Annotated in this window: 17 protein-coding genes; 12 read left to right on the top strand and 5 right to left on the bottom strand. The window is 46.1% G+C overall.

The genetic code is table 11. The annotated features are described in order from the left end of the window. Positions 1 to 233 precede the first annotated feature (233 nt). The 5 genes from hslU to priA form a co-directional block, all read right to left on the bottom strand. Positions 234 to 1,565, bottom strand: a complete 1,332-nt coding sequence (hslU, locus tag FR741_RS14120) for an HslU--HslV peptidase ATPase subunit (protein ID WP_006742475.1) — start codon at positions 1,563 to 1,565, stop codon at positions 234 to 236. 23 nt (positions 1,566 to 1,588) lie between these two features. Continuing rightward, on the bottom strand, positions 1,589 to 2,140 hold the full coding sequence (gene hslV, locus FR741_RS14115; RefSeq protein ID WP_033905999.1) for an ATP-dependent protease subunit HslV: 552 nt from the start codon (positions 2,138 to 2,140) through the stop codon (positions 1,589 to 1,591). Between the two features lie 115 nt (positions 2,141 to 2,255). Beyond that, positions 2,256 to 2,804, bottom strand: a complete 549-nt coding sequence (gene ftsN, locus FR741_RS14110) for a cell division protein FtsN (protein ID WP_053809480.1) — start codon at positions 2,802 to 2,804, stop codon at positions 2,256 to 2,258. Positions 2,805 to 3,028: 224 nt separating this feature from the next. After that, a complete protein-coding gene (gene cytR / locus FR741_RS14105; RefSeq protein ID WP_254901949.1) occupies positions 3,029 to 4,057 on the bottom strand; it encodes a DNA-binding transcriptional regulator CytR in 1,029 nt (342 codons plus the stop codon). A gap of 304 nt (positions 4,058 to 4,361) precedes the next feature. Beyond that, positions 4,362 to 6,566, bottom strand: a complete 2,205-nt coding sequence (gene priA / locus FR741_RS14100) for a primosomal protein N' (protein WP_025768351.1) — start codon at positions 6,564 to 6,566, stop codon at positions 4,362 to 4,364. 296 nt (positions 6,567 to 6,862) lie between these two features. Here priA and rpmE point away from each other — a divergent pair, with 296 nt between their 5' ends. The 12 genes from rpmE (at position 6,863) to rpsQ (ending at position 12,481) form a co-directional block, all read left to right on the top strand. Continuing rightward, positions 6,863 to 7,084 carry a 50S ribosomal protein L31 gene (rpmE, locus tag FR741_RS14095; protein ID WP_005379546.1) on the top strand — a complete coding sequence of 74 codons (222 nt, stop codon included), beginning with the start codon at positions 6,863 to 6,865 and terminating at the stop codon, positions 7,082 to 7,084. A gap of 455 nt (positions 7,085 to 7,539) precedes the next feature. Beyond that, positions 7,540 to 7,851: a 30S ribosomal protein S10 gene (gene rpsJ / locus FR741_RS14090; protein ID WP_004410492.1), complete on the top strand. Its 312-nt coding sequence runs from the start codon at positions 7,540 to 7,542 to the stop codon at positions 7,849 to 7,851. 14 nt (positions 7,852 to 7,865) lie between these two features. Next, positions 7,866 to 8,495, top strand: coding sequence for a 50S ribosomal protein L3 (gene rplC, locus FR741_RS14085; protein ID WP_005379555.1), 630 nt, complete (start codon positions 7,866 to 7,868; stop codon positions 8,493 to 8,495). Positions 8,496 to 8,512: 17 nt separating this feature from the next. Continuing rightward, positions 8,513 to 9,115, top strand: coding sequence for a 50S ribosomal protein L4 (rplD, locus tag FR741_RS14080; RefSeq protein WP_005379556.1), 603 nt, complete (start codon positions 8,513 to 8,515; stop codon positions 9,113 to 9,115). Continuing rightward, positions 9,112 to 9,414 (top strand): 50S ribosomal protein L23, encoded by a 303-nt coding sequence (rplW, locus tag FR741_RS14075; RefSeq protein WP_004398471.1) that lies wholly within the window; start codon positions 9,112 to 9,114, stop codon positions 9,412 to 9,414. Before rplD ends, rplW begins: the two co-directional genes overlap by 4 nt. Positions 9,415 to 9,429: 15 nt before the next feature. Beyond that, positions 9,430 to 10,254, top strand: coding sequence for a 50S ribosomal protein L2 (gene rplB, locus FR741_RS14070; protein ID WP_005383168.1), 825 nt, complete (start codon positions 9,430 to 9,432; stop codon positions 10,252 to 10,254). Positions 10,255 to 10,275: 21 nt separating this feature from the next. After that, a complete protein-coding gene (gene rpsS / locus FR741_RS14065) occupies positions 10,276 to 10,554 on the top strand; it encodes a 30S ribosomal protein S19 (protein WP_004394525.1) in 279 nt (92 codons plus the stop codon). Between the two features lie 10 nt (positions 10,555 to 10,564). Further along, positions 10,565 to 10,897 (top strand): 50S ribosomal protein L22, encoded by a 333-nt coding sequence (rplV, locus tag FR741_RS14060; RefSeq protein WP_005383164.1) that lies wholly within the window; start codon positions 10,565 to 10,567, stop codon positions 10,895 to 10,897. Between the two features lie 18 nt (positions 10,898 to 10,915). After that, positions 10,916 to 11,614: a 30S ribosomal protein S3 gene (gene rpsC, locus FR741_RS14055; RefSeq protein ID WP_005383161.1), complete on the top strand. Its 699-nt coding sequence runs from the start codon at positions 10,916 to 10,918 to the stop codon at positions 11,612 to 11,614. Positions 11,615 to 11,625: 11 nt separating this feature from the next. Then, positions 11,626 to 12,036: a 50S ribosomal protein L16 gene (rplP, locus tag FR741_RS14050; protein ID WP_005379577.1), complete on the top strand. Its 411-nt coding sequence runs from the start codon at positions 11,626 to 11,628 to the stop codon at positions 12,034 to 12,036. Next, positions 12,036 to 12,227 carry a 50S ribosomal protein L29 gene (gene rpmC, locus FR741_RS14045; protein ID WP_005379576.1) on the top strand — a complete coding sequence of 64 codons (192 nt, stop codon included), beginning with the start codon at positions 12,036 to 12,038 and terminating at the stop codon, positions 12,225 to 12,227. Before rplP ends, rpmC begins: the two co-directional genes overlap by 1 nt. Beyond that, positions 12,227 to 12,481, top strand: a complete 255-nt coding sequence (gene rpsQ / locus FR741_RS14040) for a 30S ribosomal protein S17 (protein WP_005379575.1) — start codon at positions 12,227 to 12,229, stop codon at positions 12,479 to 12,481. Before rpmC ends, rpsQ begins: the two co-directional genes overlap by 1 nt. Positions 12,482 to 12,633: the final 152 nt, after the last annotated feature.

Here is a 12,633-nt window from a genome sequence, read left to right as displayed (position 1 = left end):
AGTAACCGTCATTCTGAACAACGAGGAACGAGTGTGATTCAGAATCTATCGTCCGATTGTGCGGTGGTTAAGGTGAGCTGGAAAGAACAGGGTGCGCTGTTACTAGATTCTTAGTCTCGCTTGAGCTCGCTAGAATGACCAGATCTTTTGATCTAGGTGTTGTCACAGTAACCGTCATTCTAAACAAAAAAGCCCAGAAACAAGGTTCTGGGCTTTGGTAAAATAGATTGCGATTAAAGAATAAAGCGGCTTAGATCTTCATCTTCAATCGTGTCGCCTAGGCGCTCTTTCACATAAGCGGCATCGATAACAAACTTCGCGCCAGATTGCTCTGCTGCATCGTAAGAGATTTCATCCATTAAGCGCTCCATAACGGTATGCAAGCGACGAGCACCGATGTTTTCTGTGCTTTCGTTGACCGTCCATGCCGCTTCCGCGATTTGCGTGATGCCATCTTCTGTGAACTCGATGTCCACATCTTCCGTTTTCATCAACGCAACGTACTGCTCTGTTAGAGAGGCTTTTGGCTCTGTCAGAATGCGTTTGAAGTCGTTGCTGCTTAGTGCTTCTAGCTCAACGCGAATTGGTAGACGACCTTGCAATTCTGGGATCAAGTCAGATGGTTTTGCCACTTGGAATGCACCAGATGCAACAAACAGAATGTGGTCTGTTTTTACCATGCCGTGCTTGGTTGATACCGTGCTGCCTTCAATCAATGGAAGCAGGTCGCGCTGAACACCTTCGCGTGAAACGTCTGGGCCTGAGCTCTCACCGCGTTTACAGATCTTGTCAATCTCATCGATAAATACGATGCCGTTGTTTTCAACGTTGAAAATCGCTGCTTCTTTTAGCTCTTCTTGGTTAACCAATTTCGCTGCTTCTTCTTCCGCTAGCGCTTTCATCGCGTCTTTGATTTTCAGCTTACGCTTTTTCTTAGTATCGCCAGCCAGGTTTTGGAACATGCCTTGCAGCTGATTTGTCATCTCTTCCATACCTGGGGGCGCCATGATCTCTACGCCCATTTGTGGTGCGGCTACGTCGATTTCAATTTCTTTATCGTCTAGTTGGCCTTCACGCAGTTTTTTACGGAAAATCTGGCGAGTGTGAGAAGACTCTTCCGTTTGCTCTGCTTGACCCCAGCTATCACGTGCTGGTGGCAGTAGCGCATCAAGAATGCGTTCTTCCGCTTGCTCTTCAGCGCGGAATTTTACTTTTTCCATCGCTTGTTGATGCGTCATTTTTACCGCGACATCAGTCAGGTCACGGATGATGGTTTCAACTTCTTTACCAACGTAACCCACTTCTGTGAATTTTGTCGCTTCAACTTTGATGAATGGTGCATTTGCCAGTTTTGCTAGGCGGCGTGCGATTTCAGTCTTACCAACACCAGTAGGACCAATCATCAAAATGTTTTTTGGCGTCACTTCGGCACGCAAGCTTTCTTCAAGCTGCATACGGCGCCAGCGGTTACGAAGTGCAATCGCAACCGAACGCTTGGCTTTTTCTTGACCGATAATGTGGCGGTTCAATTCATGAACGATTTCGCGAGGCGTCATTTCAGACATATTCTTTCCTTACTTCGTTACGATTACGCGGTTGGTTTTTCAGGCTCTATTGTTGAGTCTAGCTCTTCTACCGTGTGGTGATGGTTAGTGAAGACACAAATATCACCCGCGATATTGAGGGCTTTTTCCGCGATCTCACGAGCATCTAGATCTGTGTTTTCTAGTAGGGCGGTTGCGGCTGCTTGTGCGTAAGCACCACCAGAGCCAATCGCAATCAGGTCGTGTTCTGGCTGTACGACATCACCATTACCAGTAATGATTAACGATGCGGTTTCGTCGGCAACGGCAAGCAAGGCTTCGAGCTTGCGCAGAGCACGATCGCTACGCCAGTCTTTGGCTAGCTCAACCGCAGCCTTAGTTAGGTGGCCTTGGTGCATTTGCAGCTTGCTTTCGAAGCGCTCAAAAAGGGTGAAGGCATCCGCAGTGCCGCCAGCAAAGCCCGCTAGTACTTGGTTGTTATATAAGCGGCGAACTTTGCGCGCATTACCTTTCATTACGGTATTGCCTAGAGATACTTGGCCATCACCCGCGATGACGACTTTATTATTTCGACGTACAGATACAATGGTAGTCACAGTCGACCTCTTGATTATTTCTCTTTGGATTTAATTCAGTATATGGGGGAGGGGAAATAGGGATTCAAGGGGGCAAAAAGAAAGGCCCTAGGATCTTAGCTCCTAGGGCCTGAGTTTAAAGATTTTCTTTCCAAATCGCACATGGCTCGATTTTCGCGCGTTGCAGTTTATGACGGTCACGTTCTGCATCACGTTTGAACTTATACGGACCTAGCACCACGCGATACCATGAACTGCCTTCTTTCTTACGAATCTTGCTCGACATCCCTTGGAACGCGATTGCAAGCTTACGCTCTTCTGCTTGCGCCTGGGTTTTGTAAGCACCACATTGCATGATGTAAGGAATTTTAGAAACTTCAATTTCTTTGGCCACAACTTCAACTTCACGTTTCGGTAGTGACTCGACATATTCCCACTTTTCTTCTGGTGGTGGCGGCAAATCTTTTTTCGGCTTTGGTTTGCTTACAGTGGTTGTTGGCTGCTTCACGACAGGTGGTTTGGGCTCTGGGTCGCTACTCAAAAGGTAAAGACCATAGCCAAAACCACCCACAAGCAAGATAGCGAGCAGGCCACTACGCCAAGGTTTTTTTCTTCTCGGCGGTTGTTTTTTTGTCGACTTTTTTGGGGCACCTCGCCCCCGTCTTACATAATCTCTATTTGCCACGGTTATTTCTGGTCATCAAGGATTCTTGCAAATATGTTAATCCAGAACGAGTTGAGAAAACACCCTATTGATAGAATCTTGATAGCTAAAGCGCGACAACGCCCGAGTGTAGGAGTGTGTTTCCGTTCTCGCTTATATTTATTCGGGGATATACAAAAAGCAGGAGGGGTAAATAAAAAGCGGCGCCTTAGCACCGCTTTGGGTATGAATACCTAATCTTTAGGTTAAGGGCGCTGTGGTGGCGCTGCACTTCCGCGAATGACGAGATTAGTTTCAAGCAAACGCGAGCCTGAATGCACGTCGTGGCCTTTTAACATCTCAAGCATCATTAGCATCGCTTGTCGACCAATCTCATAGCGAGGCTGAGAGATAGTGGTCAACGGCGGATCGCAGTACTGAGCGAAGTTAATGTCATCAAAGCCCACAACGGAGAGATCTTGCGGTACTCGTAAGCCAAGCTTTTTCGCTTCTTGAATTGCGCCGATGGCCATTGTGTCACAGTGACAGAAAATAGCCGTTGGTGGCTCAGGCAATTCGAGCAGTTTACGAACGGCTTTTGCTCCGCCATCAAATGAGAACTCAGTAATGACACTATATTGTGGATCTTTATTGATGCCGGCACGGCGCAGGGCTTGTTGGTAGCCTTGCTGGCGGAACTGACACAATATTGCTGTATCTGGTCCAGAGATTTGAGCAATGCGTTTATGACCTAATTGGGTTAGGTAATTCACCGCTTCAAATGCTGAGGTCAGGTTATCAATATGTACTGTCGGAAGCTCGAGTTCAGGCGCAAATTCACACGCCATTACCATCGGAGGTAAGTTCTTTTGCTCTGGCTTACTGACATCGAACGGTAGATCTGTGCCAAGCAGTAGCATTCCATCCGCCTGCTTAGTAAATACGAGGTTAACGAAAGAACTTTCGCGTTTCTTCTGTTGTCCGCTATCGCCCAGCAGGACTAGATAGCCATGTTCCATGGCAGCATCTTCAATACCGCGAATAATTTCAGAAAAATAAGGATCACAGATGTCGGGAACGATAGTAACAATGGTTTTTGATTCGTTTCTACGTAAGTTACGCGCTAATGAGTTTGGAGAATAACCCGCTTCAAGTACGGCATCTTCTACTCTTTTTCTCGTTGAAGAAGATACTTTTTCTGGGTTCATTAATGCTCGAGATACCGTAGCCGTAGACACTCCCGCAAGCTGGGCAACATCCTTCATTGTCGCCATAGTTTTTAACCTCTCGTTTATTTTTTTGCCAAGATGACGTTATTCCGGTTTGAAATCATAGTAATCACGCTGAGTTAGAGCAGCGTTTGCTCTTCGCTCAGTTCGTGTTAACAAGTGGAAAAATGGATTCTTCACTGCGACATCAATTTGTGGGAATAGTCATTGTTTTAATCTAAGCCTGTGCAAACAAGTCACTTTAGACTTTTCTAATTTGGATAGTCTATTCATTTCTAAAGTGAAAGTTACGGTCTGTTTAACAAAAATTGTAATCTTGGTGTGATTCTGGTCACATTAAATGGTAATTCATTACATAGTTAAACGTTTGCTAGCTGAGATCTTGTGGTTCTATGTCTAAATTCCAGCGTACTTTCTTAGCATTTGGCAACAACTCAATAGCAGGTTTGGCACTGGTTAATAACTTTTGCATCAATGAACGATGCTGAGTTTGCAGTAATAGTTGCCAGCGGTATTTACCAGCCCGCTTGGCCAAAGGTGAAGGAGTAGGGCCTAACACCATGCAGGAATCATCGAACAAAGGGTGTGACTCTAACGTAAAGCGAACCTGACGCAGGAAGTCTTCAACTATCTCACTTTGGTTCGCCTCTGCTTTAAACAGAGTCAAGAAACTATAAGGCGGAAGCTGAGCCAGTTTGCGTTCTTCCAGAGCAGTCATAGCAAAGTGGCGATAGTCTTTTTGAAGCAGGGCCTGCAGCAAGCTGTGCTCAGGATGGTGGGTTTGTAGGATAACCTCGCCAGGTTTACTTGCGCGGCCGGCACGACCTGCGACTTGAATAAACAACTGCGCTAGTCGCTCGGAAGCGCGGAAGTCACTACTATAGAGAGAGCCATCAACATCCAAAAGAGCAACGAGCGTTACATTTGGAAAATGGTGCCCCTTAGCCAGCATTTGGGTGCCAATCAGAATTTGATGTTCACCTTTACGAATCGATTCAAGGGCATCTTCCAAACTACCTTTGCGACGTGTGCTGTCTCTGTCGATGCGAATGGCGTTGTATTCTGGAAATAACTGAGCCAATTGTTGTTCGAGTTGTTCCGTTCCTACGCCGACGGTAACCAGTTGAGTTGAACCACACCCCTGACACTGATGAATTACCGGTTGTTGTGAGCCGCAGTGATGGCAGCGTATTTCGTTGCTGTAATGGTGGAACGTATAGTACGCATCACAGCGTTTACATTCTGCAATCCAACCGCATTCATGGCACATCAAAGCGGGCGAAAAGCCTCGACGGTTAAGAAACAACATTACTTGATTGCCTGCTTTTAAATGCTTGCGCATTTCGGCAATCAGTTGGGCAGATAAGCCACTTTCTAAATACTGACCTTTTACATCTAACACTTTATTGGTGGTTGGTACGGCAGAGCCAGCTCGTTGGGTTAGTGTTAAATGGTGATACTTGCCTGACAAGGCATTGTGCAATGTCTCCAGTGCAGGTGTGGCTGAGCCCAGAACAATCGGAACTTGTTCTTTATGAGCGCGCATTACAGCAACATCGCGTGCATGATAACGCAAGCTATCTTGCTGTTTGTAAGAGGTGTCATGTTCCTCGTCCACAATGATAATCCCGAGATCAGCAAAAGGCGCGAGTAGGGCAGAGCGTGTGCCGATAATGATTCCGGCCGCTTTGTCGCGTGCAGAAAGCCACGCATTCAGACGCTCCGTCTCGTTTAACCCAGAGTGGATGACGTCAACTGGCACATTAAAACGGCGTTTAAAGCGGTTGATGGTTTGGGGCGTTAAGCCAATCTCTGGTACTAAAACCAAGGCTTGTTTACCTTTCTCTAAGACCGGCTTGATCAGGTTGAGGTACACTTCTGTCTTACCTGAGCCCGTGACGCCTTCTAATAAATAGGAGGCAAAACCTGTTTGGCTATTTACACTCGCAATAGCCAGCGCTTGTTCGTGGTTGAGCTTTGGCTTTTCGACGTCGCATTCAACGTGCTGTCCCCACTGGGTGATTACAGGCTTCTTCTCGATACGTTCAATCCAGCCTTTCTCTTCTAAAGACTTTAGTACTGTTGAGGCTATCTCTTGGTCGACAAATTCCTGGTGAGGCAAAGCGCCGTTAACCAACATTTGCAAGACCTTCTGTTGTTTGACCGCTCGACGATCCAGCCCTTGCATCAGCTTGTCTTTACCGGATTCGGTAATTTGCCACTCTTGTAGCGTCGCAAAATCTGCAGGCTTTCCTTTACGTAGAGCTGCTGGCATCGCATTGTGTAGCGTATCTCCAAGTGGGTATTGGTAGAACTGGCTGCACCAAGTCAGCAACGAATAAAGCTTTTCAGACCATATCGGCTGAGAATCAAGAACTGCTTTGATTGGCTTGAGTTGATCTTTGGGAAAGTCCGAGTGATTAACCATGGCGGTGACGATGCCAACTAACGTTTGGCGTCCAAAAGGTACGGAAACGCGTCCACCAATGATCGGAAACAGGTGCCCCGGAATGGCGTAATCAAATTGTTTGTCGAGCGGAACGGGTAATGCCACTCTAGCAATGGTTGGACGCATAAATTCTTAGCTGTTAAAAAAGAGGGAAAGGAAATGAGAGTCTATTAAAATCGGTATGGAAATTCGAGTAAAGCAATGCGATTCAGCGTGAATCGTGCCTCTATGATTAGTCTGGCTAAAAAAGTGGCGAAAAAGTTGCCAAATGTGTTGATCCGAGCAATGTGATTCTTTACTATATCGCGCCTTGAGATATGGCTTCGGCAATTAGTTGATGCGGTATCCCATTTTATTATTAATTACGTGTGGTGTGCGGCTTAGATTCGTATAGCGACACGGCCTACTATTGAGGTTATCCCATGAAAGCTGGTATCCACCCAGAATACAAAGCAGTAAAAGCGACTTGTTCTTGCGGCAACTCTTTTGAGTTCAACTCTACTCTAGGTAAAGAGTCTATCCACCTAGACGTATGTGACAAGTGTCACCCATTCTACACTGGTAAGCAACGTATCGTTGATACAGGCGGCCGTGTTGATCGCTTCAACAAGCGTTTCGGTGCACTATCAAGCGGTAAGAAATAATAGCAGCCGCTATTACGATTACAGTTTAAAAAAGGACGCTTCGGCGTCCTTTTTGTTTAATGGCTACCAAGCGAAGAGGAATGTATGGGGTTTGGAATATTCCCGATTATTTTTCACTCAGCGCTTGCAACCTAAAGTGTGATCTGTATAATGCAGCGCACTGGTTAAGCCAGTTGTGAACCAATGAGCAGTGAGGAGCGAGCAAATCTAAGGATTTGTGAGGTAATGTATACTCAGCTTATGTTCGCGGTTAATACAATTAGCTATCTTTTCTTCGGAAAAACTATCCTCAAAGGTGACTTTGGCATATAGGGATAGTTAATCGAAAATTAACTGACAATGCGTCCTAATCTTGGATGCTACGGTTTCACATAAATCAATCGGCATTCTCTCGTCTTGACGAGTTTGAGTGGCGATATTGTTTGTGTAATTTATTAAATTTGGAGCTCTGTCTCATGCAGAACCAACGTATCCGTATCCGCCTAAAAGCTTTCGATTACAAACTAATCGATGCTTCTACAGCGGAAATCGTTGAAACAGCTAAGCGCACTGGCGCACAGGTTCGTGGTCCAATCCCACTGCCAACTCGTAAAGAGCGTTTCACAGTTCTTATCTCTCCACACGTTAACAAGAAAGCACGTGACCAGTACGAAATCCGTACTCACAAGCGTCTAATCGACATCGTTGAGCCAACAGACAAGACTGTTGATGCTCTAATGCGTCTAGACCTTGCTGCGGGCGTTGACGTTCAAATTAGCCTAGGTTAAGGGAGATTAGAAGTATGATTGGTCTAATCGGTCGTAAAGTGGGCATGACCCGCGTATTTACTGAAGAAGGCGTTTCTATCCCAGTAACTGTTGTTGAGGTTGAAGCTAACCGTGTTTCTCAAGTGAAAACTCTTGAAACTGACGGCTACGCAGCAATCCAGGTTACAGCTGGTTCTAAGAAAGCTAACCGCGTAAACAAAGCTGAAGCAGGTCACTTTGCTAAAGCTGGCGTTGAAGCTGGTCGCGGTCTTTGGGAATTCCGTTTAGAAAACGGCGAAGAGTTCGAAGTTGGTTCAGAACTAACTGTTGAACTATTCAACGAAACTAAGAAAGTAGACGTTACTGGTACATCTAAGGGTAAAGGTTTCCAAGGCGCTGTTAAGCGTTGGAACTTCCGTACTCAAGATATGACTCACGGTAACTCATTGTCTCACCGTGCTCCTGGTTCTATCGGTCAATGTCAGACTCCAGGTCGCGTATTTAAAGGCAAGAAAATGGCAGGTCACATGGGTGCTGAGCGTGTAACGACTCAAAACCTAGAGATCGTACGTGTTGACGCTGAGCGCAACCTGCTTCTTATTAAAGGTGCAGTCCCAGGCGCAACTGGCGGCAACGTGATCGTTAAACCAGCTGTTAAAGCATAACGTCTCAGGAGTAAGTAATGGAACTAATGGTTAAAGGTGCCGATGCACTAACTGTTTCCGAAACTACTTTCGGACGTGAGTTTAACGAAGCTCTTGTACACCAAGTAGTTGTTGCGTACGCAGCAGGTGCTCGTCAAGGTACTCGTGCTCAAAAAACACGTTCAGAAGTTTCTGGCGGTGGCGCTAAGCCATGGCGTCAAAAAGGTACTGGCCGTGCGCGTGCTGGTACAATCCGTAGCCCAATCTGGCGTACAGGTGGTGTTACTTTTGCTGCGAAACCACAAGATCACAGCCAAAAAGTAAACAAAAAAATGTACCGTGGTGCTATGAAGAGCATTCTTTCTGAGCTTGTTCGTCAAGAGCGTCTAATCGTTGTTGATAACTTCTCAGTTGAAGCACCAAAGACTAAAGAGCTAGTTGCTAAGCTTAAAGAGCTTGAGCTAACTGACGCTCTAATCGTGACTAGCGAAGTAGATGAGAATCTATTCCTAGCTGCTCGTAACCTATACAAAGTTGACGCACGTGATGTTGCTGGTATCGATCCAGTATCTCTAATCGCGTTTGACAAAGTTGTAATGACTGCAGAAGCAGTTAAGCAAGTAGAGGAAATGCTAGCATGATCACTGAAGAGCGTATCCTAAAAGTTCTACGTGCACCGCACATCTCTGAAAAAGCAACTATGGCAGCTGAGAAAGCGAACACTATCGTTTTCAAAGTAGCTAAAGATGCGACTAAAAAAGAGATCAAAGCAGCTGTAGAAAAGCTATTTGAAGTTGAAGTTAAGTCTGTAAATACTCTTATCACTAAGGGTAAGACCAAACGTCAAGGTCTACGCCAAGGTCGCCGCAGCGACGTTAAGAAAGCGTACGTTACTTTGAAAGAAGGTCAAGATCTTGACTTCGTTGGCGGCGCGGAATAACAGGAGTAGTTAAAAATGGCTATTGTTAAATGTAAGCCGACTTCCCCTGGTCGTCGTCACGTTGTTAAAGTTGTTAACGCTGACCTACACAAGGGCAAGCCATACGCACCTCTTCTAGAGAAAAACTCTAAGAACGGTGGTCGTAACAACAAGGGTCGTATCACAGTACGTCACATCGGCGGTGGTCACAAGCACCACTACCGTGTAGTTGACTTCAAACGTACTAAAGATGGTATTCCAGCGACAGTTGAGCGTCTTGAATACGATCCAAACCGTAGCGCAAACATTGCTCTAGTTCTTTACAAAGACGGTGAGCGTCGCTACATCTTAGCACCTAAAGGTGTTGTAGCTGGTGATGTTATTCAGTCTGGTGTTGATGCACCAATCAAAGCTGGTAACACTCTACCAATGCGTAATATCCCAGTAGGTTCAACAGTACATAACGTTGAACTTAAGCCTGGTAAAGGTGGTCAGCTAGCTCGTTCGGCTGGTGCTTACGCTCAAATCGTTGCTCGCGACGGTGCGTACGTAACTATCCGTCTACGTTCTGGCGAGATGCGCAAAGTTCTTTCTGAAGGCCGTGCAACAATCGGTGAAGTTGGTAACTCTGAGCACATGCTACGTGAACTTGGTAAAGCAGGTGCATCACGTCATCGCGGTATCCGTCCAACGGTTCGTGGTGTTGTAATGAACCCGATTGACCACCCACACGGTGGTGGTGAAGGCCGTACTTCTGGTGGTCGTCACCCAGTATCTCCTTGGGGTATGCCTACTAAAGGCTTCAAGACTCGTAAGAACAAACGCACTGACAAGTACATCGTACGTCGTCGTAACAAGTAATCTATATAAAGAGGAATCGCCATGCCACGTTCTCTCAAGAAAGGTCCTTTTATTGACCTACACTTGCTGAAGAAGGTAGAGAAAGCGGTGGAAAGCGGAGACAAAAAGCCTATTAAGACTTGGTCCCGTCGTTCAATGATCATCCCTACGATGATCGGTTTGACCATCGCTGTCCATAATGGTCGTCAGCACGTACCAGTATTTGTAACTGATGAAATGATCGGTCACAAACTGGGTGAATTCGCACCAACACGTACTTACCGCGGTCACGCTGCGGATAAGAAAGCTAAGAAGCGCTAAGGAGTAAATAATGGAAGCAATTGCTAAACATAACTTTGCTCGCATTTCGCCTCAGAAAGCTCGCTTAGTTGCGGATCTAATCCGTGGTAAATCTGTTGACCAAGCTCTAGAAATCCTAACGTTCAGCAACAAAAAAGCTGCTGCACTAGTTAAGAAAGTTCTAGAGTCTGCTATCGCTAACGCGGAGCACAACGAAGGTGCAGATATTGACGATCTGAATGTCGCAAAAATCTTTGTAGATGAAGGCCCAACCATGAAGCGTATTATGCCTCGTGCTAAAGGTCGTGCGGATCGTATCTTGAAGCGTTCAAGCCACATCACTGTTGTTGTAGCAGATCGCTAGAGACTAGGAGAGTAAGCAATGGGTCAAAAAGTACATCCAAATGGTATTCGTCTAGGCATCGTTAAGCCTTGGAATGCTACATGGTTTGCTAACACCAAAGATTTCGCTGACAACCTAGACGGCGACTTCAAGGTACGTCAGTTCCTTACAAGTGAACTGAAAAAAGCGTCTCTATCACGTATCGTTATCGAGCGTCCTGCTAAGAGCATCCGTGTGACTATTCACACTGCTCGTCCAGGCGTTGTTATCGGTAAGAAAGGTGAAGACGTTGAGAAGCTACGCGCAGCTGTAGCTAAAATTGCAGGTGTACCAGCGCAAATTAACATCGCTGAAGTACGTAAGCCTGAACTAGATGCGCAACTTGTTGGTGACAGCATCGCGTCTCAGCTAGAGCGTCGTGTTATGTTCCGTCGTGCTATGAAGCGCGCAGTACAAAACGCAATGCGCCTAGGCGCTAAAGGTATCAAAGTGGAAGTAAGCGGTCGTCTAGGCGGCGCTGAAATCGCACGTTCAGAGTGGTACCGTGAAGGCCGTGTGCCTCTACACACTCTACGTGCTGACATTGATTACGCAACTTCTTCGGCTCACACTCAATACGGTGTGATCGGCATTAAAACTTGGATCTTCAAAGGTGAAATCCTAGGTGGTATGCCAGCAGCTAACGCTGTAGAGCCTAAAGGCGACAAGCCTAAGAAGCAGCGTAAAGGCCGTAAGTAAGGAGTCGACAGATGCTACAACCTAAACGTACTAAGTTCCGTAAGGTTCAGACTGGTCGTAACCGTGGTCTAGCTAAAGGTACTGATGTAAGCTTCGGCGAATTCGGTCTTAAAGCTGTTGGCCGTGGTCGTCTAACTGCTCGTCAAATCGAAGCGGCACGTCGTGCAATGACACGTCACGTTAAGCGTCAAGGTAAAATCTGGATCCGTGTGTTCCCAGACAAACCAATCACAGAAAAACCACTTGAAGTTCGTCAAGGTAAGGGTAAAGGTAACGTTGAGTACTGGGTAGCCCAAATCCAACCTGGTAAGGTTATGTACGAAATGGGTGGTGTACCTGAAGAATTGGCACGTGAAGCGTTCCGTCTTGCGGCACGTAAACTGCCTTTCAAAACTACATTTGTAACTAAGCAGGTGATGTGATGAAAGCACAAGATCTACGCGAGAAAAGCGTTGAAGAGCTTAACGCTGAGCTAATGAATTTGCTACGTGAACAGTTCAACTTGCGCATGCAAGCTGCGACTGGTCAACTACAGCAAACTCATACTCTGAAAGCTGTACGCCGTGATATCGCACGTGTGAAAACTGTTTTGACTGAGAAGGCAGGCGCATAATGAGCGAAGTAAAACGTACTCAACAAGGTCGTGTTGTTAGCGATAAGATGGACAAGTCTATCACTGTTGCTATCGAACGTTTCGTAAAACACCCAATCTACGGTAAATACGTAAAACGTACGACTAAAGTACACGCACATGACGAGAACAACGAGTGTGGCCTAGGCGACACAGTTGAAATCGCAGAGTGTCGTCCACTGTCTAAGACTAAGTCTTGGACTTTGGTAAAAGTTCTAGAAAAGGCGAAGATTTAATCTCGTTAATTCTATGAAACTAAAGCGGCTCCAAAATATTTTTGGAGCCGTTTATTTTTTGACTACCCAATCACAAAAAAGGGTGGTACAATTCGCGTCCCTTTTAAAGAGGCAGCCCGACCCGTGATGGGTCTAGTTATTAATATTTAGCG

The sequence above is a fragment of the Vibrio diabolicus genome (genome assembly GCF_011801455.1).
GTDB lineage: Bacteria > Pseudomonadota > Gammaproteobacteria > Enterobacterales > Vibrionaceae > Vibrio > Vibrio diabolicus.
This window is presented reverse-complemented; position numbering and strand designations above follow the sequence as displayed.